This is a genomic window from Streptomyces sp. ICBB 8177 (assembly GCF_003144095.1).
GTDB lineage: Bacteria > Actinomycetota > Actinomycetes > Streptomycetales > Streptomycetaceae > Streptantibioticus_D.
This window is the reverse complement of the sequence record NZ_NSKH01000018.1, coordinates 2,283,789-2,306,270: the sequence shown is the minus strand read 5'-3', so window position 1 is coordinate 2,306,270 and position 22,482 is coordinate 2,283,789. Positions and strand designations below refer to the sequence as shown.

20 protein-coding genes are annotated in these 22,482 nt (G+C 73.5%); 8 read left to right on the top strand and 12 right to left on the bottom strand.

Going from position 1 to position 22,482, the window contains the following annotated elements:
• Positions 1–64 precede the first annotated feature (64 nt).
• From CK485_RS18885 to CK485_RS18870, 4 genes are all read right to left on the bottom strand, one after another.
• Positions 65–3,388 carry an SAV_2336 N-terminal domain-related protein gene (locus CK485_RS18885; protein ID WP_109452078.1) on the bottom strand — a complete coding sequence of 1,108 codons (3,324 nt, stop codon included), beginning with the start codon at positions 3,386–3,388 and terminating at the stop codon, positions 65–67.
• Positions 3,389–3,394: 6 nt separating this feature from the next.
• Positions 3,395–4,432 (bottom strand): MoxR family ATPase, encoded by a 1,038-nt coding sequence (locus CK485_RS18880; RefSeq protein WP_109452076.1) that lies wholly within the window; start codon positions 4,430–4,432, stop codon positions 3,395–3,397.
• A gap of 200 nt (positions 4,433–4,632) precedes the next feature.
• Entirely contained in the window at positions 4,633–6,654 is a 2,022-nt protein-coding gene (locus tag CK485_RS18875) for a trypsin-like peptidase domain-containing protein (protein ID WP_109452074.1), read from the bottom strand.
• A 12-nt stretch (positions 6,655–6,666) separates the two neighbouring features.
• The gene (locus CK485_RS18870) at positions 6,667–7,107 is read right to left on the bottom strand and encodes a CU044_2847 family protein (protein ID WP_199239389.1); all 441 of its coding nucleotides are present in this window, start codon (positions 7,105–7,107) and stop codon (positions 6,667–6,669) included.
• Positions 7,108–7,822: 715 nt separating this feature from the next.
• On the opposite strand from CK485_RS18870, the gene CK485_RS18865 reads away from it, so the two are divergent.
• The 3 genes from CK485_RS18865 (at position 7,823) to CK485_RS18855 (ending at position 9,928) form a co-directional block, all read left to right on the top strand.
• Positions 7,823–8,005, top strand: a complete 183-nt coding sequence (locus CK485_RS18865) for a DUF6104 family protein (protein ID WP_109452072.1) — start codon at positions 7,823–7,825, stop codon at positions 8,003–8,005.
• 113 nt (positions 8,006–8,118) lie between these two features.
• Entirely contained in the window at positions 8,119–8,967 is an 849-nt protein-coding gene (locus CK485_RS18860; protein ID WP_109452070.1) for a DUF4097 family beta strand repeat-containing protein, read from the top strand.
• Between the two features lies 1 nt (position 8,968).
• On the top strand, positions 8,969–9,928 hold the full coding sequence (locus CK485_RS18855) for a PadR family transcriptional regulator (protein WP_109452068.1): 960 nt from the start codon (positions 8,969–8,971) through the stop codon (positions 9,926–9,928).
• Positions 9,929–9,985: 57 nt separating this feature from the next.
• On the opposite strand, the gene CK485_RS18850 is transcribed toward CK485_RS18855, so the two are convergent.
• On the bottom strand, positions 9,986–10,948 hold the full coding sequence (locus CK485_RS18850; protein ID WP_109453255.1) for a zinc-binding dehydrogenase: 963 nt from the start codon (positions 10,946–10,948) through the stop codon (positions 9,986–9,988).
• Positions 10,949–11,351: 403 nt separating this feature from the next.
• Between CK485_RS18850 and CK485_RS18845 the strand changes: the two genes are divergently transcribed.
• Positions 11,352–12,560 (top strand): NADP-dependent malic enzyme, encoded by a 1,209-nt coding sequence (locus tag CK485_RS18845; protein ID WP_109452066.1) that lies wholly within the window; start codon positions 11,352–11,354, stop codon positions 12,558–12,560.
• Between the two features lie 86 nt (positions 12,561–12,646).
• Here the strand turns inward: CK485_RS18845 and CK485_RS18840 are convergent, their stop codons facing one another.
• The gene (locus CK485_RS18840; protein WP_109452064.1) at positions 12,647–13,414 is read right to left on the bottom strand and encodes a class I SAM-dependent methyltransferase; all 768 of its coding nucleotides are present in this window, start codon (positions 13,412–13,414) and stop codon (positions 12,647–12,649) included.
• Between the two features lie 94 nt (positions 13,415–13,508).
• On the opposite strand from CK485_RS18840, the gene CK485_RS18835 reads away from it, so the two are divergent.
• Positions 13,509–14,084, top strand: a complete 576-nt coding sequence (locus CK485_RS18835) for a CGNR zinc finger domain-containing protein (protein ID WP_109452062.1) — start codon at positions 13,509–13,511, stop codon at positions 14,082–14,084.
• Between the two features lie 44 nt (positions 14,085–14,128).
• Here CK485_RS18835 and sodX read toward each other — a convergent pair whose 3' ends face one another.
• Positions 14,129–14,527: a nickel-type superoxide dismutase maturation protease gene (gene sodX / locus CK485_RS18830; RefSeq protein WP_109452060.1), complete on the bottom strand. Its 399-nt coding sequence runs from the start codon at positions 14,525–14,527 to the stop codon at positions 14,129–14,131.
• Between the two features lie 139 nt (positions 14,528–14,666).
• Between sodX and sodN the strand changes: the two genes are divergently transcribed.
• Positions 14,667–15,062 (top strand): superoxide dismutase, Ni, encoded by a 396-nt coding sequence (gene sodN / locus CK485_RS18825; protein WP_109452059.1) that lies wholly within the window; start codon positions 14,667–14,669, stop codon positions 15,060–15,062.
• Positions 15,063–15,158: 96 nt separating this feature from the next.
• On the opposite strand, the gene CK485_RS18820 is transcribed toward sodN, so the two are convergent.
• The 4 genes from CK485_RS18820 to CK485_RS18805 all read right to left on the bottom strand — a co-directional run bounded on the left by CK485_RS18820 (position 15,159) and on the right by CK485_RS18805 (position 18,538).
• A complete protein-coding gene (locus CK485_RS18820) occupies positions 15,159–15,941 on the bottom strand; it encodes an ABC transporter permease (RefSeq protein ID WP_109452057.1) in 783 nt (260 codons plus the stop codon).
• Positions 15,938–16,957, bottom strand: a complete 1,020-nt coding sequence (locus tag CK485_RS18815) for an ATP-binding cassette domain-containing protein (protein ID WP_241968402.1) — start codon at positions 16,955–16,957, stop codon at positions 15,938–15,940. Before CK485_RS18815 ends, CK485_RS18820 begins: the two co-directional genes overlap by 4 nt.
• Positions 16,958–17,062: 105 nt before the next feature.
• Positions 17,063–17,905 (bottom strand): DUF4097 family beta strand repeat-containing protein, encoded by an 843-nt coding sequence (locus tag CK485_RS18810; RefSeq protein WP_109452053.1) that lies wholly within the window; start codon positions 17,903–17,905, stop codon positions 17,063–17,065.
• Between the two features lie 111 nt (positions 17,906–18,016).
• Positions 18,017–18,538: a toxin-antitoxin system HicB family antitoxin gene (locus CK485_RS18805; RefSeq protein WP_109452051.1), complete on the bottom strand. Its 522-nt coding sequence runs from the start codon at positions 18,536–18,538 to the stop codon at positions 18,017–18,019.
• Between the two features lie 313 nt (positions 18,539–18,851).
• On the opposite strand from CK485_RS18805, the gene CK485_RS18800 reads away from it, so the two are divergent.
• Positions 18,852–20,081, top strand: coding sequence for an aminotransferase class I/II-fold pyridoxal phosphate-dependent enzyme (locus CK485_RS18800; RefSeq protein ID WP_109452049.1), 1,230 nt, complete (start codon positions 18,852–18,854; stop codon positions 20,079–20,081).
• A gap of 6 nt (positions 20,082–20,087) precedes the next feature.
• Here the strand turns inward: CK485_RS18800 and CK485_RS18795 are convergent, their stop codons facing one another.
• Entirely contained in the window at positions 20,088–21,122 is a 1,035-nt protein-coding gene (locus CK485_RS18795) for a helix-turn-helix transcriptional regulator (protein WP_109452047.1), read from the bottom strand.
• Positions 21,123–21,291: 169 nt separating this feature from the next.
• Here CK485_RS18795 and CK485_RS18790 point away from each other — a divergent pair, with 169 nt between their 5' ends.
• A complete protein-coding gene (locus CK485_RS18790; protein ID WP_109452045.1) occupies positions 21,292–22,332 on the top strand; it encodes an NAD(P)-dependent alcohol dehydrogenase in 1,041 nt (346 codons plus the stop codon).
• The last annotated feature ends 150 nt before the right edge of the window (positions 22,333–22,482 follow it).

Below are 22,482 nucleotides of genomic sequence, written 5' to 3'. Positions count from 1 at the left end.
CGGTCGTCCCGTCACCCGGTCGTCCGGTCACCCGGTCGTCGGTCCGGCCGCCACGTCGCCCTCGTCACACGGTGTCGCCCAGCGCCCGCATGCGCTCCAGCGTGGAGCGGGCCTGCGGTCCCCTGGCCGCCCCGGCGTGCTGCCACAGCGCCCAGGCCGCGCGGTACGACTCCAGGGCGCGCGCCGGGCCCGCCGTCCGCTCCAGGACCGTTCCCCGGCAGTGGTGGGCGCGCGCGCCGAGCAGTTGGTCGCCCGCCGACGCCGCCCGCCCGGCCGCGCGGTGGTACGACTCGGCTGCGGCGTCCAGCCGCTCCGGGGCGTCGGAGGCGAGCCCGAGCAGCACGTCGCCGCGCTCCAGCCACGCCTCGGCCGCGGTCGCCGGATCGGCGCGGGCCGGGTCCTCGGCGGCCCGCGCGGCGCGGGCCAGTATCCACTCGGCCTCGTGCAGGTCGGTCAGCGCGCCGCCCGCCTCGTTCCGGCGGCGCAGCGCCCGGCCGAACAGCAACCGCCGCTCGGCCAGCAGCGGATGGCTCTCCGGCGTCTGCGCCAGCGCCTCGCGCAGCACCCGTACCGCGTCGGTGGCCACCGCGAGGCCGCCGCCCCGGCCCGCCCACTCCACCAGCACCCTGCCGCGGTCCACCAGCAGGTCGGCGCGGGCCGGGTCGTCGGTGGCCACCAGGCGCTGGGCGGCGGCCAACGCGTCGTCCGCCTCGGCGAGTTCGGTGACCCGGGCGGTGCGGGCGTAGCGGGCGGCGTGCGCGAGGCCGAGGCGGCGCAGGCACTCCAGCCGCAGATCGGCGTCGTCGCCCGCGCACCGCAACGCCCGCTCCAGGTCCTCCACGACCTCCGGGGCGCCCAGGTCGGCGGCCGCCATGGCGCGGGCGGCGGCCAGGTCGAGCAGCGTGGCGACCCGCGAGGCGCGCTCCGGCGGCTGACCGCTCGTGGCGCCGGCGCCGGGTCGCCCGCTCGCCGCGTCGGCGTCCGCAACGGTCTCGAAGTCCGCCACCGACTGGAGGGCGAACGCCCGCGCCTCGTCGGTGGCGTCCCGCTGCGTCGCGTCCTCGGCCAGCGCCGACAGCAGCGCGCCGCGCACCGACAGCGGGCCGCGCGGCATCGGCCCGTCCGGCGGCCACGACTCCAGGACGACGTCAAGCAACGCCTGGGCGCCGTACAGCAGATGGCGGTCACCGGTGAGGGCGTAGCGCTCCCTCGCCACGTCCACCAGGCACATCCGCGCCGCGAGCAGGTCGTCCGGCGCGCCCAGCAGCAGGTGTTCCGCGCGGGTCAGGGCCGCGTCGGCCTCGGCGAGCGCACGCGCGGCGCCCGCGGAGTGCGGCGGCGACTGGCCCGCGACGACCCGCAGCACCCGCCCCAGCACCAGGTGCGCCCGGCCCGCCACGGCGTCCGGCACGGCGGCGCGGTCCGCTAGTTCGGCGGCCGAGCGCGCGGTGCGCTCCGCCTCGGCCGGCGCGTCGTCGCCCTGCCGCGCCTCCCACAGGCTCAGCAGGCACTCGGCCAGCAGCGTGCGCAGCGGCACGGTCCTGGCGGGCTGCCGTTCGTCGTCGGGAGCGGTGCGCAGCAAGCGGATGGCCTCCCACAGGTCGCGGATGGTGCGCCGCTCGTGGAACCTCGCCAGCCGCTCGCGGGCCGTCTCCACCACCCGCCCCTGATGGCCGAACGGCACCCCGCCCGACGGCACCGCCACCGCCGCCGGGTCCTGCCCGTACGCGTCGAGCACGGCCGGTCCCACGCCGCCGGGCTGGAAGCGGCGCAGCACCTTCTGCGGCACCTCGGCGAACGGCCGGGGCACCGGCACTCCGCCGCTCTCCCCCGGGTCGGGCGGCCCGCCCTCGCCGGAGAGGTAACCGACCACCATCGCGGGGAAGTTGCGCGCCCGGCGGCCGAACACCCGCTCCACGTACAGCGAGCAGTGCTTGAGCACCAGTGTCGCCTCGCCCAGGCCCAGCCTGCGCAGCAGCACCTCCTCGACGCCCGGCGCGAAGTCGTACCACGGCCCGCCCTCGCGGCGCAGGGTCTCCGCCGGGGTGTCCTCCTGCCGCAGCAGCAGCCCGCTGAGCAGCACCTCGGCCATCTCGATGGGACCGGTCTGCGGCATCATCGCGCGCTGCACCAACTGCATCACCGGGTACGCGAGCGGCGCCGCCGACAGGTACACCGACAGGTGCTGGGCGGCGGGCGAGGAGACCGCCTGGAAGTCCTGCACGAGCTGTTCCGCGGTGCGCTCGCGGCGCGGCGGCGGTTCGGCTCCGGCGTGCCGGTCGTGGACCCAGGCCGCGGCGGCGTCGAGGGTGAAGCGGGTGGTGCCGGAGACCGCGTGCGCCCAGGCGCCCAGCGCGCCCCGGGTCGGTGACAGCACGGGCACCGCGAGCGCTCCCGGCGCGCGTTCCCGCGTCCGGCGCCTGCGGGGCAGGAACTCCAGGCGCCCGCCCGCGCCGGACGTCCCGCGCAGCACGCCGGGCTCGGCGGGCAGCAGGGTGCGAGGCCACATCCGCTGGGGCAGCGGCTGGAGCACCGCGACCGGGCCGGTACGCGCCCACCGGTGCAGCAGCCGCTGCGCGGCGCCGCGCCCCCACAGCAACCCCGAGCAGTCGCTGAGCAGCAGCGTCACGGTGCGCCCCGTCGGGTCGCGCAGCCGGTCGGCCGGGGACAGCGCCTCGTCGCCGCCGCGTCCCGCCGCCACGCCCGGCTCGCCGTCCGGGCGGGGGCGCAGGTAGTGCACGGCGACGTCGCGGAACGCGCCGACCTGCTCGCAGACCAGCCGCAGTTCCTCCAGCATCTGGTCCCAGACCACCATCGACGGCGAGTCGTCCATGACCAGCAGCAGCCGTGCGTCACGCCGCCTGACCTCGCGGAAGACCGGCAGTATGTGGCCGCTCCTGGCGCTGGTCTCCGCGGTCGCCATCTCGTCAAGCTCGCTGCCGCGCCGTGCCCGGGCGTGCGGCCGGTAGCGTTGCAGGGGCCGCAACGCCCGCTCCAGCGGGAGGAGTTGGGGGAAGGCGTTGGCGACCGGCACCCGGATCTGCAGGGCCTCGTCCAGCGTGATCGGCTCGGTCTCGCGCACGGCGTGTATCGGCACCGTCGGCCCGGTCTCGCCGTCGTCGGCACCGCCGTCGTCGTCGCCCTCGCCGTCCGCCGGCTCCTCACGCCCGCGCGGCGCCGGCTCGTCCGCCCCGGCACCGCTCGCCTCACCGGGCGACTCGTCACCGATTGTGGCCGAATCCTGTCCCTGCGTGGCATCACCGGGGTCACCCGAGGCCATCTGATCCGACAACCACAGCGCGTCCGCGAGCCCCTCGGCGTCGGTGGCGATCCCCGCCCGGCGCAGCCTCGCCACGAGCTGCGCGAACAGGTCCGAGCCGGGGGTCACCTCCGCTCACCTCACCCGGTTGAGGGGCTGCATGAGTTCGTCGGCCAGGCGTTCACGCGTGCCGACGTCCTCCTCCCCGGCCTGCTGGGTGAGGTAGATGGCGTTGAGCAACTGGTCGGCGGAGCGCTGCTCGCCGGGCCTGCGGTCCAGGAACTGCTGGATGATGGCGCGGTTGCGCTCGGCGGCCTCGGGCCCGAAGTGGGCGCGGACCATCGCCGCGAGCCGGTCCTCGTCCGGGGTGTCGAGCCGCAGGTGGATGCAGCGCCTCAACAGCGGTGCCGGGAAGTCGCGTTCACCGTTGCTGGTCAGCACGACGAACGGGAAGGCCCGGCAGCGGATCCGCCCGCCGCGCACGGTGACCCGGCCGCCGTCGTCGTCCTGCACCTCGACCTCGGGGTGGCGGTCGGCGATGCGCTCCAGCTCCGGTATGGCGAACTCCCCCTCCTCCAGGGCGTTGAGCAGGTCGTTGGGCAGGTCGATGTCGCTCTTGTCGAGTTCGTCGACGAGCAGGACCCGGGGGCGGGCGGCGGGCAGCAGCGCGGTGCCCAGCGGGCCGAGCCGGATGTAGCGGCCGATGCCGTCGCCGGGCGAGGTCTCCTGCGAGCCGGGGCCGATGCACTGCTCCGGCTGCGCGGTACGGGCCAGCTGGAGGTCCTGCAGGCGCGCCAGGGCGTCGTACTGGTAGAGGCCGTCGCGCAGCACGGTGCGGCTGACGATCGGCCAGCGCAGCACCCGGCCCAGGCCCAGCTCGTGCGCGACGGCGTGGGCGAGGGTGCTCTTGCCGCAGCCCGGCTCCCCGGTGACCAGCAGCGGTCTGCGCAGGTACAACGCGGCGTTCACCAGCTCCAGTTCGGTCGGGCGCGGCCGGTACTGCTCGGCCAGGTCCTGCTGGAGGCCGAGCCTGCGGGTGGACGCGGTGTCGATCGGCGCCGGCGCGCTCACCACCGGGTGACCGTCGAAATTGCGCCACGGCGGCGGGGCGGGCAGACGGTCTATCCCCTCGTGGGGCTGGCCGGTGCCTCGGTAGATCAGCCATTCGTTCACATCGCGCTCCTCGTCGCGGGACGGGCCGGGGCCCGGGTTTCGAGGGCACTGCCGCCGCGGTCACGCATGCCGCCCGCTCTCGCGCGCTCGTACGTGTCCGTCACGCACACAAGGGGAGACCGCACGCGGAACCCCCCCCTTATGACAGTACCCAGCCAGGGCGGTTCCAACGGTGGTTTCCGGACGCGGGTGGGAGCGCCTCACGCGTGAGCCCCGTACCCCACGCCGAGATCGGGCAACGGCGCGTCGGCGTCGTCGTAGAGCAGCACCAACTGCTCGGCGCACGACGGCCGCCCGTCCGGCGCGCCCTGGCGCAGATCGTGCGCCTGGGCGCGCAACGCCCGTACCGCCTCCGGGAGTCCGGCCGCGTCGGCGACCCCGGCGAGCAGCGCGTCGGCCACGTGCCGGAAGGCGACGCAGTCGGGGCCGCACTCGGCGCGCGGGTGCGGCGCGCCACGCCACAGCGCGACGCCGTGGCCCGCGTCGAGCACGTCCATCATGATGCTCAGGCCGTCGCCCTGCCCGGCCGGCCCGCACAGCACGGGCACCGACTCCGGCGGCGCGTTGCGCAACTTGCCGTATCCGGGCGTGCGGTCGAGCGCCTGGAGCGGCAACGGGGTCAGCCCGCCGCGCCTGCTGAGCCCCGCCCACCGCTCGCGCCACTCCGGGGTGGGCGGGACGCGTTCCACGTCGCGCATCACCACCGGCCGGCGGGCGCCCATCGGCCGGGCCGGGCGGTGCGGGCGGTCGCGCAGCCCGCCACCGGGCACCCACAGATGGGCGGCGGTGTCGAAGTGGTGCACGGGCAGCGCGATCTCCACGGTGGCCGGGTGGCCGGAGCGGTCGGCACGGTCCAGGGCGAGCGCCAGCGGTTCCTGGACCTGTGCGACGGCCTCGTCGAACTCCACGCCGTCGCGCTCGTCGCAGACCGTGGTGATCTGCCGGTCCTCGGCCGAGCGCACCAACTGGATCTCCCAGCGGAAGCGCACCGGCAGGTTCTCCTCCCACACCACCGGCGCCAGCGCCACCAGCACCGAGGCGGGCCGTCCCCCGCCGTCCCGCTCGGGATCGGCGCGTTCCAGCTCCACCAGCCGCTGGCGGTCCGGCGCGGGCAGCGATATCGCCCGGCTCATCGCGAACTCCCGCACCCGCTCGGCGCCTTCGGCGTCCTGCGACCGCACCTCGTCGGCGACCAGCATCAGATAGGTGACGAACGCCAGCAGTTGCTTGCCGTCGTCCGGCTCGTACAGCAGCCCGTGACCGTCCCGCCAGGCGACCGGCAGCGGATCGTGCACGGTGCCGGGCCCCAGCACCCGCTCCACCAGGCGCTGTACGACACCGGCGCTGCTGGGCGGCGGCAGTTCGGCCAGCAGCCCGAGGGCGCGGGCGCGGTCGAACGGCGTCCACTCGCCGATCACGTCGGACAACTGCCCCTGCACGTCGATCCAGGTCGCGCGGGCCGAGGCACGGGGCTGCTGGCGTTCGTAGTGCCAGCGGTCGTGGGCGCGCACCAGCTCCTGGTACGGGTCGGCGCCCAACGCCAGGGCGGGGGCGAGCGGTTGGGACTCGGTCAGCGCGCGCAGCGCCGTCAGCAGCACCGCCTTGCCGCCGTCGCGGGTGCGGCGGCGGGCCTTGACCACGCCGACGACCCTGCCGTGCGCGAGGTCGACCACCAGGCTCCCGGAGACGCCGGCCGGGATCTCGGAGTCGGGGCCGAGCCGGAAGACGTGCAGCGAGTCGTTGCCGGGGACGGTGCAGGTGCCGTCCCACGGCTCCAGCTCACCGCCCGGCCTGCGCCAGCCGAGCGCCGCGACCCGGGCGCTGACCGGCGGCACCGCGCGGTCGCTCAGCCACACGCAGCCGTGCCGGACCGGCTGGGTGAGCCTGATCAGGGCGAGGTCGGGGGCGAGTTCGTACTCCCGCTCGTCGCCGAACTCCCGTCCCGCCGTCATCGTGTCCGGGTCGGGTAACGCGTAGACCGCCCGGCCCGGGACCGTGCGCTCGCCGATCCGCACCCCGACCTCGTGGTCGCCCGCCCAGCGCTTGCGGCCCAGACTGTCCTTGCGCACCAGCACGTGCGCGCACGTCAGCACCCACTCGGGCGCGACGAGCAGTCCGCTGCCCCAGAACGGCGCGGTGTCGTACGGGGCGGCCTGGATGGCGACGGACACCTCCCGGGCCAGTTCGCGCAGTCTGCTCTCGGCCTCGGACGGCGGGCTCACCCGCGGGCCCCGTCAGGCATCGCCGCCCCCGGGCGCGGGCGGCACCGTCGGCATGGGCGGCGGCGGTTGCGGTTGTTGCTGCTGTGCCGGTACGGGGGCGGGCTCGCGGAAGCGGTCCTTCCAGGTCAGGGTGACCTTCAGGCCGCTGGTCGCCTCGCCGTCCGCCAGCACGCTGACGATCGCGCCGGACTTGACCGCGAACTCCACCCCGAACTCCACGCTGACCTCGTCGGGCGCGGCCTGCGCCGCCGCGTCCCGCACCGAGGCGGCGACCCCGGTGATCAGCGCGCGCAGGTTGCGTACCCGGGCGATCGCGCCGTCGAGCGCGCCGACGTCCTCGTAGTCGCCGTAGTCGTCCTCCACGCCGTCGGCGTCCGGCAGCGGAACCGGCGACATGCGGGCCCACACCTGCGTGCCGTCCGGCAATTCGATCAGCCGCGCGAGCTCCCCCATCGGCACCGCCCTCCAACCCACGGACCCCGTAAGCAAAGTTGACGCAAGATCAGGCTAGCCCGCGGCGGCCCGGGGGCGCGAGAGGTTCCCCCTCACGCCGGGTCGCCGACGACCCGCGGGTCCTGCGCACCCCCTCGCCGAGGGCCACGTCTGCGCCGCTGCGCGGCTTGACGGGGCGGAACGGGAGGGGCCCTGGGGCTGCGCGCCCATAGGGGGCCGTCCGCTGCGCGACCGGCACGGACCAGCCGGAGTCGCCCATGGTCCGGAGAACGCTGGTCACCCCCTTGCCGTCGACAAGCTCTTTGGGCAAGCCCAGTTGACGAAGCCCTTGTCACAGACAACGGGGTGACAAGCGTCCCCGGGACCTGGGTCCTCGCTGCCCCGCACGGCCCGACCGTTCGCGCAGCGGACGCCCTCGCTCGGCGCGCGGCGACGGGTCCCTCCCCATTGCGCCCCCTCAAGCCGCCCAGCGGCGCAAACGTGGCCCTGCGACTGGAATGGCGACGATGGCGGTCCCCCGCCCGCAGCACAGCGAACGGCCACACTGAGGCGCGCAGCGCCGAGACCCCCCTCAAGCCGCGCAGCGGCGCAGGAGTGGCCCCTCGCGAAGTGCTCCGCTCCCCACTCCCCCGTGAAGCCGCAGGCCACCCCCGCATACGCCCTCCGCGCCAGCCTATCCTGGCCCCAACATCCCCCTTCACCTGCGGAGCACCCCTTGTACTTCACCGATCGCGGCATCGAGGAGCTGGAGAGCCGGCGCGGCGAGGAGGAGGTCACGTTCGAGTGGCTTTCGGAGCGGCTGCGCGAGTTCGTCGACCTCAATCCCGAGTTCGAGATCCCCGTGGAGCGGCTGGCCACCTGGCTGGCCCGGCTGGACGACGAGGACGACGACGAATAGGAGCGGCCACGACCCCCGACGCGACGTCTTGACTTGCGCGATACGCGATATATCGTGAGGAGCGACGACGCGATATGTTGCGTCGCTGTAGCAGTCGCCGGCGGGAGGCCTGGATGTCAGCGCAGAGTTGGACCGTGTCGGAACGGCAGAAGATCCCCTTCGACGGGCCGGTCACCGATCTCCACGTGCGGATCGTCGGCGGCACGGTCAACGTCGTCGGCACCGAGGAGCCCGGTGCGTGCCTGGAGGTCTCCGAGGTCGACGGGCCGCCGCTGATCGTCACCCGGGACGGTTCCGAGCTGACCATCGCGTACGAGGACCTGCCCTGGAAGGGCCTGCTGGGCTGGCTCGACCGCAAGGGCTGGAAGCGGCACGCCGTGGTCTCGCTGACCGTCCCGTCCGCGACGCGGGTCGAGGTCGGCGTGGTCTCCGCCGAGGCCGTGGTCACCGGCGTCAGCGGCCGCACGGCGGTGCGCGGCGTCAACGGCGACACCACCCTCGTAGGAGTGAGCGGCCCGGTGGACGCGAGCACCGTCTCCGGATCGCTGGAGGCCCAGGCGCTCTCCGGAGACCTGAAGTTCAGCACCGTCTCCGGCGGCCTCACCGTCGTCGAGGGCACGGGGGCGCGGATCAAGGCGGACTCCGTCAGCGGGGACATGGCGCTCGACCTGGACCCGGCGGGCGGCGGCGACGTCCACCTGAACACCGTCTCCGGCGAGATCGCCATCCGGCTGCCCGACCCGGGCGACGCGCGGGTGGACGCCAACACCGCCAGCGGCGCGGTCACCTGCGCGTTCGAGGAGCTGCGGGTCACCGGGCAGTGGGGGGCCAAGCGCATCTCCGGCCGGGTGGGCAAGGGCGACGCGCGGTTGAAGGCGACCACCGTCTCGGGCGCCATCGCGCTGCTGCGCAGGCCGCCACGGGAGACCGAGGAACCCCTCTCGTTGCGGAAGGACGTCTGACATGGCCCCCGTCTTCGCGCACGGACGCCTGCGCCTGTACCTGCTCAAGCTGCTGGACGAGGCGCCGCGCCACGGCTACGAGGTGATCCGGCTGCTGGAGGAGCGATTCCAGGGCCTGTACGCGCCCTCGGCCGGCACCGTCTACCCGCGGCTGGCCAAGCTGGAGAAGGAGGGCCTGGTCACCCATGCCACCGAGGGGGGCCGCAAGGTCTACTCCCTCACGGACGCCGGCCGCGCAGAACTGGCGTCCCGGCAGGGCGAGTTGGTGGACCTGGAGCAGGAGATCCGGGACTCGGTCTCGGAGCTGGCCGCCGAGATCCGCGACGACGCGCGGGGCGTGGCGGGCGATCTGCGCCGGGAGTTGCGCGAGGCGACCCGGCAGGCGCGCGGCGGCACCCGCGTGGAGGACGCGGGCCCCGACGAGTTCCGCTTCTGGAAGCAGGAGTGGAAGGACCAGGCGCGCCGCGCGAAGGAGGAGAGCCGCCGCGCCAAGGAGGAGGCCCGCACCGCGCGGCAGCAGGCGAAGGAGGCGCAGTCCCGGGCGGTCGAGGAGATGCAGCGGATCGTGCGCAAGGTGCAGGACGAGGTGCGCGACCACGCCCGCCGCGGTGACCTGCAGAGCGCCATGCGCGAGGGACTGGCGGAGTTCACCCGGGAGATGAGCCGCTTCGGCCGCCCGCCGCAGGACGCCGGCGCGGGCGGGACCGCCGGGGAGTCCGGGACCGAGGTCACCGTGGAGCGCGCCGACGAGCCGGGGCCGCGGCCGGAGTGGGCCGCCGAGACCGGCGAGCCGTCCGCCGACCCGCGCCGGGACCTGGAGCGGCTGCTCGACCGCTTCCGCGACGACGTGCGCGACGCGGCCCGCGACCACGGCGTCACCGCCGAGCAGTTGCGCGAGGCACGCCGCCATCTGTCCACGGCCGCCGCGCACATCGCCCGGCTGCTGCACGACAAGGGCTGAGGGCACCGCGCGCGTCGGGCGCGGCCGCACGGGGGTCGGCCGCGCCGCGCGCGGTTCTCAGACGGTGAGGACGACCTTGCCGAACAGGTCGCCGCGGTCCATCCTCTCGAAGCCCTCGCGCGCCCGGTCCAGCGGCAGCACGGAGTCGATCACCGGCCGCACGCCCGTCGTGGCGCAGAAGTGGAGCAGGCCCTCCAGCTCGTCCTTGGTGCCCATGGTCGAGCCGACCACCTTCAGCTCCAGGAAGAAGATCCGGTTCAGCTCGGCCGCCTTGGGGCTCGGGCCGCTGGTGGCACCGGAGATGACGAGGGTGCCGCCGGGCCGCAGGGACTTGACCGAGTGCGACCAGGTGGCCGCGCCCACCGTCTCGATGACCGCGTCGACGCGCTGCGGCAGCCGCGCGCCCGGCTCGTACGCCTCCAGCGCGCCCAGTTCCACCGCGCGCGCCCGCTTGGCCTCGTCGCGGCTGGTCGCGTAGACCCGCAGGCCGGCCGCCCGGGCCAGCACGATCGCCGCGGTCGCCACGCCGCCGCCCGCGCCCTGCACCAGCACCGAGTCGCCGGGGCGCACGTTCGCGTTCGTGAAGAGCATGCGGTACGCGGTCAGCCAGGCGGTGGGCAGGCAGGCGGCCTCGGCGAAGGACAGTTCCTTCGGCTTGGGCAGGACGTTCCAGGCGGGCACCGCTACGCGTTCGGCGAAGGTGCCCTGGTAGCGCTCGGTCAGGATGGAGCGCGGCTCGCGGGGGCCGACGCCGTGGCCGCTCTGGCCGATGACCGAGTGGACGACGACCTCGTTGCCGTCCTCGTCGAGCCCGGCCGCGTCGCAGCCGAGGATCATCGGCAGGCTCTCCTCGCCGAGCCCCACCCCGCGCAGCGACCACAGGTCGTGGTGGTTGATGGAGGCGGCTTTCACGGTGACGGTGGTCCAGCCGGGCCGGACCTCGGGGTCGGGGCGTTCCCCCAGTTCGAGGCCGTTGAGCGGCTGGTCGCGGTCGATCGATGCGGCGTAGGCGGCGAACATGACCATGAACGTAGCCGTGGCGTGGCGGGGCTTCCAGGGCCCGCCCCGGGAAGCGACGCAACTCACCCCGTGACCGTACGGCGGCGTGTGGCAAAATCGACGAACGGGCGATCCCCGAAGCCTCATCGGGCCGGTACACCAGGCCGGACCACGATGGGCGACCGCAGACCGAGTCCCTCACCCAGGTCACCCCGCCGTCGTCGGCGTCGAGCACGCCTCGTTCCGGGGCATCCCCGCAGCTCGACCTGGGGTCCAGACACGGCAGGGAACCTATACCGACTCGTCAGCGGAAACCTCCTTCCGGTAGAACGGACCCTTCACCCCTCTTCCAGGGCCCCGTCACCCGTGTGCGACCGGTGGCGACGGCCGTACCCTCATACGAAATTAGACAAAGGGGTCAATTGTGGCAGCGGAGATCGTCAATCCCCGGAGCGACAGCGACATGGACGAAGACCAGGACTTCATCGATCCGGCGTTCGCGCTGCACCGGGGCGGCAAGATGGAGATCACCGCGACGGTTCCGGTGCGTGACCGCGACGACCTGTCGCTCGCCTACACGCCGGGCGTCGCCAAGGTCTGCACCGCCATCGCCGAGCAGCCGGAGCTGGTGCACGAGTACACCTGGCGCTCCCAGGTGGTCGCGGTGGTCACCGACGGCACGGCGGTGCTGGGTCTGGGCGACATCGGCCCCGAGGCGTCGTTGCCGGTGATGGAGGGCAAGGCGATCCTCTTCAAGCAGTTCGGCGGGGTGGACGCGGTGCCGATCGCGCTGGCCACCACCGATGTGGACGAGATCGTGGAGACGGTGGCCCGGCTGGCGCCCTCCTTCGGCGGCGTCAATCTGGAGGACATCTCCGCGCCCCGCTGCTTCGAGATCGAGCGCAAGCTCCAGGAGCGGGTCGACATTCCGGTCTTCCACGACGACCAGCACGGCACCGCCGTGGTGACGCTGGCCGCGCTGCGCAACGCGACCCGGCTGACCGGACGTTCGCTGGGCGAGCTGCGCGCGGTCATCTCCGGCGCGGGCGCGGCGGGCGTGGCGATCGCCCGCATCCTGATCGAGGCGGGCATCGGCGACGTCGCGGTGGCCGACCGCAGGGGTGTGGTGCACGCGGGCCGGACCGACCTGACGGACGTCAAGCGGCAGCTGGCCTCGTTCACCAACAAGGCAGGACTGACCGGCACCCTGGAGGAGGCGCTCGACGGAGCGGACGTCTTCATCGGCGTCTCCGGCGGCACGGTGCGCGAGGAGGCGGTGGCGACGATGGCGAAGGGCGCGTTCATCTTCGCGATGGCCAACCCGGACCCGGAGATCCACCCGGACGTCGCCCACAAGTACGCCGCGGTCGTGGCGACCGGCCGCAGCGACTACCCGAACCAGATCAACAATGTGCTGGCGTTCCCCGGCATCTTCGCCGGTGCCCTCCAGGTGCGCGCCTCGCGCATCACCGAGGGCATGAAGATCGCCGCGGCGGAGGCGCTGGCCTCGGTGGTCCACGACGAGCTGGCGGCGGACTGCGTCATCCCGTCCCCGTTCGACGAGCGGGTCGCCCCCGCCGTGACGAAGGCGGTCGCGGCGGCGGCCCGCGCGGAGGGTGTCGCGCGCAGGTAGCCCTGCGGCCGGGCAGGCCGCGGCGGACGTGGTGAACGTGGCGAGGCGGGCGTGGGATCACGCCCGCCTCGCCACGTCCGGGGCCGTTACCGCAGCCCCAGCACCACCGCGTCGGTCACCGACCGCCACACGGTCCTGGCCTCCCCGAACCCCGCCGCGCGCAGCGCCTGCACGTGCCACTCGGGCGGTTGGACCTCCCCGTCCGCGTGGCTCCCGTAGATCTCGAAGCGCCGGGCGACCGCCTCCGCGAGCCGTTCGTCGCCGGCCGCCGCCTGCCACCACGCCTCCCAGTCCAGGACGCCCTCGGCGCGTTCCCGCTCCTGGCGGGCGTGGCGCAGCGCGCGTTCCGCCTCGTCGAGCCTGGGCGTGCCCCCGTCGGGCATGTGGTCGGCGTTCATGAGCACCCCGCCCTCCCGCACCACGCCCGCGACCTGCCCGTACAGCTGCCGCAACGGCTCGGCGCGCAGCCAGTGCAGGGCGGTCGCGGTCAGCACGGCGTCGAACGAGCGGTGCGGCAGGGCGTCCAGCCAGCCGGGGTCGGTCAGGTCGGCGGTGACGAACGTGGCCCGCGCGTCCCCCGCGAAGTGGCCGCGGGCGATGGTGAGCAGGGCGGGGTCGAGGTCGACGCCGGTGCAGCGAGCGCCGGGGAAGCGCCGCAGCACGCGGTCGGTGATGCTGCCGGTGCCGCACGCGAGGTCCAGCACGACCGGCGCGGTCCCGGCGACCGCCTCGACGAGGTCGAGCATCACCCGGAAGCGTTCCTCGCGGTCCGGCAGGTACCACTGCTGCTGGCGGTCCCAGCTGTCCTGCCATGCTTGCCAGTAAGGGTCGCGTGCCGTGGTCGTCGCCGTCATGGTGAACCCCTCCGCGTGTAATACCCTGGAAGCAGAAGTGCCCATTACGCACTCCCCGTGCCCCGACCCTAGACTGCGCCGGTAAGGATCTCAAGTGGAACTGGCCTATTACTCGGACTACGCGGTGCGGCTGGTCAACAGCGAGGAGCCTGCGCGCAGGAAGGACGAACTGACCTCCGTAGAGGCGGTGCGCGCGCTGTTCGGGGCGAGTCGGCAGGCCGCGCGCCGGGTCACCGACGCGGACGTGACCAGGCTGCGCGGGGTGCGCTCCCGGCTGCGCGCGGTCTTCGAGGCGGCGGCGGAGGGCGACGAGGTACGGGCGGTGGACCTGCTGAACGCGCTGCTGCTGGAGTACCCGGTCAGCCCGCAGATCTCGGGCCACGGCCACCTCGACGAGCACGACCGCCCGCAGTGGCACATGCACCTGGCCGACCACGCCACCAACGCGACGGCCGCGTACGCGGCGACGGCGTGCATGGGGCTGGCCTTCCAGCTCACCGACCTGGGCGTGGACCGCCTGGGCATCTGTCAGGCGACGCCGTGCCGCAACGCGTACATCGACACCTCGACCAACCGCTCCCGCCGCTACTGCTCCGACCGCTGCGCCACCCGCGCCAACGTGGCGGCGTACCGGGCCCGCAAGCGGCAGGAGGCCGAGGCGGAGCGGTAGACGTCTTCGCGCCCGTCACGCGATCGAGGTGACCACAAGCCGCCTCAGCGCGCCTTGACCCTGCGCGCCGGCACCGGCCGTACCGCCGACGCCGCCCACCCCACCGCCGCCGTCACCGACCGCCGCAGCCCCCGCGGCGGCCGGAACCGCCCCAGCACCCGCGCCACCAGGAGCTCGTCCGGCACCGCGCCGAACATCCTGCTGTCGGACTCGGCGAACGGGTTGTCCCCCAGCACCCACCAGCCGCCGTCCCGCCGCTCCACCGCGCGCTTGACGATCAGCAGGTCCTGTTGCAGGGGGTGGCGCACCACCACCACGTCACCGGCCCGCACCTGTCCCCCGTACCGGATCAGCAGCTGGTCGCCGTGGTACAGCGTGGGCACCATCGAAGGCCCGTTGACCTCCGCCAGCCCGAACGGCAGCCTTGCCCCCTGCTCGCGCATGCCGCGCCTCCTGTCCGATCCTCCACCGGGTCCAGAGTGACACCAGACTTTTGTCCTAAGCACCAGGGGGCACCCGAGAAATGGGCCTCCTCAGGGAGTAATGTCCCATCTGCAAAGACGATCACGAGGAAGGACAGCCATGTTCTCTCGCCTGTTCGCGCCGAAGGTGAAGGTCAGCGCCCACTGCGACCTGCCCTGTGGCGTCTACGACCCGGCCCAGGCCCGTATCGAGGCCGAGTCTGTCAAGGCGGTCCAGGAGAAGTACCAGGCCAACGAGGACGCCGACTTCCGCACCCGCGCGATCCTGATCAAGGAGCAGCGCGCCGAGCTGGCCAAGCACCACGTCTCGGTCCTGTGGAGCGACTACTTCAAGGCCCCGCACTTCGAGAAGTACCCGCAGCTGCACCAGTTGGTCAACGACACCCTCAAGGCGCTGAGCGCCGCCAAGGGTTCCAACGACCCGAAGACCGGCCAGAAGGCCCTCGACCTCATCGCCGAGATCGACAAGATCTTCTGGGAGACCAAGAAGGCCTGATCCAGGCGCGCGCGTCACGCCCGCACCCGGTCCCACGGCGTCCTCTGGGCGCTTCGGGGTCGGGTGCGGGCGTTCGGGCTTCAGGGGCCAGGGGGCTCAGCGCTTGGCCGTGCGGTTGAACAGCGCGCGCGACCAGACGCAGCCGGTCGCCGCGATCCCGGCGCACCAGGCCAGCGACACCCAGCCGTTGTCGCCGATCGCGGAGCCGGAGAGCAGGCCGCGCAGCGCCTCGGTCATCGGTGTGAACGGCTGGTACTCGGCGAACCAGCGCAGGCCCGGCGCCATGGAGCCGGCCGGCACGAACGCGGAGCCGAGGAACGGCAGGAACTGGATCAACAGGGGCTTGTTGCTTGCCGACTCCACGGTCTTGGAGATCAGGCCGAGCGCCGCCGAAAACCAGGTCACCGCGAACGCGATGGCCGCCAGCAGGCCCGCGGCGGCGAGCCACTGCAGCGGGCTCGCGGCCGACCGGAAGCCGAGTGCCAGCGCGACCGCCACGACCAGGACGACGCTCACCATCGTCTGGATGACGCTGCCGACGACGTGGCCGGTCATGAACGACGAGCGGGTGATGTTCATCGTGCGGAAGCGGTTGATGATGCCGTCGGTCATGTCGGCGCAGATCGCGATGGAGGTCGACATCGCCCCGGCCGCCACCCCCATGACGATGACACCGGGTGTGAGGTACTCCAGGTACGCCCTCCGGCCGCCGCCCATCCCGGCGCCGATCGAGTCCCCGAAGGCGTAGACGAACAGCAGCATCATCAGGATCGGGGTCATGGCGCTGCCGAGCGAGACGCTGGGATAGCGGATCGCGTGCTTGAGGGTGCGCCGCAGCATCGTCATCGAGTCGTGCGCGGCGAGTCCGAGGGTGCTCATCGGGGGGTCTCCTTTGCGTGGGTCGTGGCTGCGGTGCTGGTGCCGGTGGCGTCGCGGCCGGTCAGGGCGAGGAACACGTCGTCGAGGTCGGGGGTGTGCACGGAGAGGTCCGCGGCCCGGATGCCCGCGGTCCCGAGCCGGTCGAGCAGGGCGCGCAGCGCGTCGAGGCCGCCGTCGCCGGCCACGCGCAGGGCGAGGTTGTCGCCGTCCCGGTCCGCGTCCGGGAAGACGGTGCCCGCGCGCTCGTACTCGCCGGGGTCGGTGAACCGCAACCGCACGTGACTGCCCGGGATCCGCGCCTTCAGCTCGTCGGCCGTCCCCTCGGCGACGATCCGGCCGCCGTCGAGCACGGCGATCCGGTCGGCCAACTGGTCGGCCTCCTCCAGGTACTGGGTGGTCAGGAAGACCGTCGTGCCGCCCGCGACCAGCTCGCGCACCGTCTCCCACATGGTGCGGCGGCTGCGCGGGTCGAGCCCGGTCGTCGGCTCGTCCAGGAAGATCACCTGAGGGTCGCCGACCAGGGTCATGGCGATGTCGAGGCGGCGCCGCATACCGCCGGAGAAGGTCGCGGCCCGCTTGTGCGCGACGTCCGCGATGTCGAACCGCTGGAGCAACTCCCTGGTCCTGGCGCGCCCTTCGCGCTTGCCGAGGCGCAGCAGGTCGGCCATGAGGAGCAGGTTCTCCTCGGCGGTGAGCAGGTCGTCGAGGGCGGCGAACTGCCCGGTGACCCCGATCGCGGCGCGCACGCCGTCCGGTGACGTGGCGATGTCGTGGCCCGCGACCTGGGCCCGGCCGCCGTCGGCGGCGAGGAGGGTGGACAGGATCTGCACGGTGGTGGTCTTGCCGGCGCCGTTGGGGCCGAGCAGGGCGAACACGGACCCGGCCGGAATGCTCAGGTCGATCCCGTCGAGCACGGTCCTGCCGCCGTACGACTTGCGCAGACCGACCGCGGAGACGGCGGTGAGATGCCGCGCGCCGCCCCCTCTATTTAGCGTGGGCATGACAGAAATAGGCATGGAGTCCTCCCGTTCGAAGGCTTGGATGACTGGGTGCTGGGTGACTGGGATGGGGCGGGCCCGGCTCTCAGGCCCGGTACGGCCGCTCGGGCCGGTTCGGGCCGCTCAGGCTCGGGCGCGGCGCACGTCGATGTTGCCGTAGCGGGTACGGGCGCGGACCTCGACGGTGTCCTCGGACTCCTGCGGGGCCCCGGAGGCGGTGAGCGTGTTGCGCACCTGCCCGTGGCCGGAGGTGACGTCGAGCCAGGCGGCGGTGCCCTCGCGGACACCCACCTCGATGGCGCCGTAGGAGGTCTCCAACTGGACGGTGCCGCGCGAGACTTCACCGACGCGCAGGGTGCCGTTGGCGGCGGTGGCGACGACCGAGCCCTCGGCCCGGGTGATGTCGATGTCGCCGTGGGCGCCGCTCACCCGCAGGTCCCCGAGGGCGGCGGCGACGGTGGTCGTGCCGTGCGAGTTCTTCAGGACGGCGGGGCCGTCGACGGTGCCGACGCGCAGGCTGCCGGAGCTGGTGGTGATCTCGGCCGTGCCCTGGACCCGGTCGACGGAGATGGAGCCGTGCGAGGCGGTCAGGTGGAGCGGCCCGGTCGCGTCGAGGCGGACGTCCCCGCCCGAGGTCTTCACCCGGACCTCGCCCAGCCGGCCCTCGCCGAGCACCTGGGTCCACGAGCCGGTCATGTCGACGCGAGAGCCCTCGGGCAGGTCGACCGTCACGTCGACGGAGCCGGTGGGCCCGATGAGGTAGCGCTCCCTCGTCCTGATGACCAGGGCGCCGCTCGCGAACGTGACCTCGGTCTGCTCGGCGGCCCGCACGTCCTTGTCCCGCTTCGGATCGCGGGGCCGCACCTCGACGACGGTGTCGGTGCGGTCGGTGGCGGTGAACTGGAGGGAACCGGCGCCCACGTGGGCGGTGACGGCGATCGGGTCGGGAGTGTCGAAAGCAGGCATGGCTGTACCGTCCTCGTGAGTCCTGAAGGCGTCCCCGCTGGTGGGACGCGGTGTGAAGTGTTCTTTGGCTGAAGCTTTCGGGGTTTTGGGGTCCGGGTGGCGCGGGCGCGGCTAGCGCACCCAGCCGGTGAAGCTCTGTCCGACGGCGCGGGCCGTCTCCGGCGTGCGCGCACGCGTGCCGCCGCCGTCGACCGCTGCCGACACCGCCCGCACCAGCCACGCGTTGACCGACAGGCCCTCGCGGTTCGCGGCCTCCTCGGCGCGCGCCTTGAGGTGGGCCGGCAGGCGCAGGTTGACGCGAGCGGTGCCGCCCTCGTCGTCCTCGCCGGGCGGCTGGAGCCGCGGCGGTTCGGCGGACGCGGTGGGCGCCTCCCCGGGGGCGTCCGAAGCCGGCGGCGGCGTCACCACGAAGTCCGGGTCCAGTCCGCGCAGCCGTACGTCGACCGAGCCGGGAGCCAGTTCGCGGGTGATCTCGTCCATCGCGGCGGACAGCACGTTGAGCATGGTCAGCCGGGTCGCCGACTCCAGCGGAGCGGTGAGCCGTTCGGCCAGCTCGCGGGCGTCCTCGCCGCCGGCTTCTGCGGCCACCGCGAGTTCGCGGCGGAGGGCGTCGACATACGGGGTGAGGTCCATGGCGTCATCATGGCACCACTATGACGCCATCCGCAAGCCCGAATGGCGTTCCATGCGATGCCATCCTGCGGACGACCGTCCTGAGCTGCGAAAACGGCGAGGCACCCACTGGAGCCAGAGCGGCACCCTGCACACCCATCCGCCTGCGGGACGCCCCAATGTCACCGCGTGGCGCCACTCGGTGCCACGTGGTGCCATGTGGTGCCACAGGTGCCACGACCTGGCGCGAGCGGGAAGGCACAGCCCAGGGGGTGGCCACCAGCCGGCTCGCGAGTGACGATCGAGGTCACCGCCCGCGAGCCTGAGGAGCCCCATGGCGAACGCCAACCCGTTCGACCAGCTCACCCTTGACGAGCTGCGCCGCCGCACCAGCATGAAGTGGCGCACGCACCCCGCCGACGTACTGCCGTTGTGGGTGGCGGAGATGGACGTGGCACCGGCCCCGCCGGTCGTGACGGCGGTCTGCGACGCGGTCGCGCGCGGCGACACCGGCTATCCGGCCGGCACCGGGTACGCCGAGGCGCTGCGGGACTTCGCGGTGCGCCGCTGGGGCTGGCACGGGATCGCGGTGGAACGCACCCGGCTGGTGCCCGACGTGATGCTGGGCGCGGTGGAGGTGCTACGGCTGGTCACCCGGCCGGGCGGGGCGGTGGTCGTCAACTGCCCCGTCTACCCGCCGTTCTACGCGTTCGTCGAGCACATGGACCGGCGCGTCGTGGAGGCGCCGCTGGACCGCGCCGGACGGCTCGACCTGGGCGCGCTGGAGACCGCGTTCGCCTCCGCGACGCGCGGCGGGCCGGCCGCGTACCTGCTGTGCAACCCGCACAACCCCACCGGCGTGGCGCACACCCGCGAGGAGCTGACGGCCGTCGCCGCGCTCGCCGGGCGGTACGGGGTGCGGGTCGTCGCCGACGAGATCCACGCGCCGCTGGTGCTGCCGGGGGCGCGCTTCACCCCGTACCTCGACGTGCCCGGGGGCGAGGCGGGCTTCTCGCTGATGTCGGCGTCCAAGGCGTTCAACCTGCCCGGCCTCAAATGCGCCGTGGCGATCGCCGGTGCCGAGGCGGCGGACGACCTCGCGCGGATGCCGGAGGAGGTGGGGCACGGCCCCAGCCACCTGGGCGCGCTGGCGCACACCGCGGCGCTCCGGGAGGGCGACGACTGGCTGGACGCGGTGCTCGCCGGGCTCGACGCCAACCGCCGCCTGCTGGGCGACCTGCTGGCCGCCCACCTGCCCGCGGTCGGCTGGATCCGCTCCGAGGCGACCTTCCTGGCCTGGCTGGACTGCACCGCGCTCGGCCGCGACGCCCCCGGCGCGGACGACAGCGCCGCGCGCGGCGACGTCGCGGCGTCCACCGGCCCGGCCGCCGCCTTCCTGGAACACGGCCGGGTCGCCGTCAGCGCGGGCGCCGCCTTCGGCACCGGCGGCGCGGGCCATGTGCGCCTGAACTTCGCCACGTCGACGGCGGTGCTCACACGGGCCGTCGAACGGATGGGCGAGGTGGCGGCGAACGGCCTCCCGGCCGAACGCCCGCACGCCTGACGGCCGTTAGGGCAGGTGGCGTGCTGACGAAGCAGAGCCCGCCGGATCGGCGTCCGGTACGTCGCTGCCCCAACTGGCCAGCAGGCGGAGGGAGTCGGCAGAGGGAGAGCCGGGCTCGGCGTGATAGGTGAGCAGGGACTGGTCCGTGCCGTCCGTCAGGCGGAACGACTCGAAGTGCAGGGACAGCGGGCCCACCAGCGCGTGGTGCAGGTGCTTGACGCCGTGGCTCTTCTCCTTGACGTCATGGGTCGCCCACAGCCGCCTGAACTCCTCGCTCTTGACGGACAGTTCGCCGACCAGGGCGGACAGCCGCGGGTCGTCCGGATGGCGGCCCGCGTCCATGCGCAGCGCGCAGACGATGTCGATCGCCTTCTGCTCCCAGTCCACGAAGAGGTCGCGGTAGGCGGGATGGAGGAAGACCAGCCGGGCCCAGTTGCGTTCGGCGGGCGGCAGTTGTCCCCAGTCGCCGAAGACCGCCGCCGCCATCCGGTTCCAGGCGAGGATCTGCGAACGGCGCCCGACGACGTACGCGGGGACGCCGTCCATGGAGTCGAGCAGCTCCCGCAGCGCTGGCCTGACCTGCTGCTGCCGCCCCGCCGGCTTCTTCTTGTGCGTCTTCGGTTTCGCCAGGTGCGTCAGGTGCGCGTGCTCGGCGTCGGTCAGCCTCAGGGCGCGGGCGATGGAGTCCAGGACCTCCGCCGAGACGTTGCGGCCGTTGCCCTGCTCCAGCCGCGTGTAGTAGGCCACCGACACCCCGGCCAGCTGCGCCAGCTCCTCCCGGCGCAGCCCCGGCACCCGGCGGCGGCGGCCGAAGTCGGGCAGGCCGACGTCCTGCGGCTTCAGCCGGGCCCGCCGACTGCGCAGGAACTCGCTCAGCTCGGCCCGCCGGTCCAGCGGCTGGCCCGCGGCGTTCCCGGCCTCCCCGGTGTCGGCCCCGGCCTGCGGCTGTCCCGTGCCGGCCCCCGCCTCCCCGGCGGCGGGTCCGGCCAGCGGCGGTACGTCCTGCGCGCCGCCCGGGGCCCTGAGGTCACTGCGTTCCATGCGTCCAGTATCACTGGTCGTACGCCCGGCAGCCTGATACCGCCAGTGGTACGCACAGCGGTCGTACGCGAAGGCGTGGTCTGGGTACGGCACGCGGCTTTCGGCAGGCTGGGGCCGTACCCGATGGACAGGAAACCGGGTACAAAGACCTGCTAGGAGAACCCTCGGCATGACCACTGTTGCTGCGTACGCCGCGCCCGCCGCCAAGGCTCCGCTGGAGCGGACCACCATCGAGCGGCGCGCCGTCGGCGAGTTCGACGTCCTGATCGACATCAAGTTCGCCGGTATCTGCCACTCCGACATCCACCAGGTCCGCGAGGGCTGGGGCGAGGCCATCTTCCCGATGGTGCCCGGCCACGAGATCGCGGGCGTGGTCTCGCAGGTCGGCACCGGTGTGACGAGGTTCGCCGTCGGCGACCGGGTGGGCGTCGGCTGCATGGTCGACTCCTGCCGCGAGTGCGAGAACTGCCGCAAGGGCCTGGAGCAGTACTGCCTCAAGGGCATGGTCGGCACGTACAACGCCGTCGGCAGGGACGGCGAGCCCACCTACGGCGGCTACTCCGAGAAGGTCGTCGTCGACGAGAACTTCGTCGTGCGCGTCCCCGACACCCTGCCCCTGGACGTGGCCGCCCCACTGCTCTGCGCCGGTATCACGACCTACTCCCCGCTCAGCCACTGGAACGCGGGCCCCGGCAAGAAGGTCGCCGTGGTCGGCATGGGCGGGCTCGGGCACATGGCCGTCAAGATCGCGCACGCCATGGGCGCGGAGGTCACCGTGCTGTCGCAGTCCCTGCGCAAGAAGGACGACGGGCTGAAGCTCGGCGCCGACCACTACTACGCCACCAGCGACCCGAAGACCTTCGAGGAACTGGCCGGAACCCTCGACCTGATCGTCTCGACCGTGTCGGCACCGATGGACTTCGGCGCCCTGCTGTCGCTGCTGAAGGTGGACGGCGCGCTGGTCAACGTGGGCGCGCCCGAGGAGCCGGTCGCCTTCAACCTGTTCTCGCTGATGCTCGGCCGCAAGACTCTCGCGGGGTCGGCGATCGGCGGCATCGCCGAGACCCAGGAGATGCTGGACTTCTGCGCGGAGCACGGCATCGGCGCCGAGATCGAGCTGATCCGCGCGGAGCAGGTCAACGAGGCGTACGAGCGGGTGCTGTCCAGCGACGTCCGCTACCGCTTCGTGATCGACGCGGCGACCATCTGACACCCACCCCCGCTGTGAGGCCGGCCGCCCGGCCCCTGAAGCGCCCTGATGGGCACTGCGGGGGCCGGGCGAGGTCGTTCGCGGTGTCGGCGGGCGATCCCACCGGGTGGACAACCGCGGGGCTAGGCTGCGGACTGAACGATGCGAACG

Excerpts from the sequence above, each read along its gene's own strand:
- CK485_RS18815 (WP_241968402.1), bottom strand. The coding sequence starts at position 16,957 with ATGCCTATTTCTGTCATGCCCACGCTAAATAGAGGGGGCGGCGCGCGG.
- CK485_RS18805 (WP_109452051.1), bottom strand. The coding sequence starts at position 18,538 with ATGGACCTCACCCCGTATGTCGACGCCCTCCGCCGCGAACTCGCGGTG.
- CK485_RS18840 (WP_109452064.1), bottom strand. The coding sequence starts at position 13,414 with ATGACGGCGACGACCACGGCACGCGACCCTTACTGGCAAGCATGGCAG.
- sodX (WP_109452060.1), bottom strand. The coding sequence starts at position 14,527 with ATGCGCGAGCAGGGGGCAAGGCTGCCGTTCGGGCTGGCGGAGGTCAAC.
- CK485_RS18790 (WP_109452045.1), top strand. The coding sequence starts at position 21,292 with ATGACCACTGTTGCTGCGTACGCCGCGCCCGCCGCCAAGGCTCCGCTG.
- CK485_RS18800 (WP_109452049.1), top strand. The coding sequence starts at position 18,852 with ATGGCGAACGCCAACCCGTTCGACCAGCTCACCCTTGACGAGCTGCGC.
- sodN (WP_109452059.1), top strand. The coding sequence starts at position 14,667 with ATGTTCTCTCGCCTGTTCGCGCCGAAGGTGAAGGTCAGCGCCCACTGC.
- CK485_RS18860 (WP_109452070.1), top strand. The coding sequence starts at position 8,119 with ATGTCAGCGCAGAGTTGGACCGTGTCGGAACGGCAGAAGATCCCCTTC.
- CK485_RS18810 (WP_109452053.1), bottom strand. The coding sequence starts at position 17,905 with ATGCCTGCTTTCGACACTCCCGACCCGATCGCCGTCACCGCCCACGTG.
- CK485_RS18855 (WP_109452068.1), top strand. The coding sequence starts at position 8,969 with ATGGCCCCCGTCTTCGCGCACGGACGCCTGCGCCTGTACCTGCTCAAG.
- CK485_RS18795 (WP_109452047.1), bottom strand. The coding sequence starts at position 21,122 with ATGGAACGCAGTGACCTCAGGGCCCCGGGCGGCGCGCAGGACGTACCG.
- CK485_RS18870 (WP_199239389.1), bottom strand. The coding sequence starts at position 7,107 with ATGGGGGAGCTCGCGCGGCTGATCGAATTGCCGGACGGCACGCAGGTG.
- CK485_RS18820 (WP_109452057.1), bottom strand. The coding sequence starts at position 15,941 with ATGAGCACCCTCGGACTCGCCGCGCACGACTCGATGACGATGCTGCGG.
- CK485_RS18850 (WP_109453255.1), bottom strand. The coding sequence starts at position 10,948 with ATGTTCGCCGCCTACGCCGCATCGATCGACCGCGACCAGCCGCTCAAC.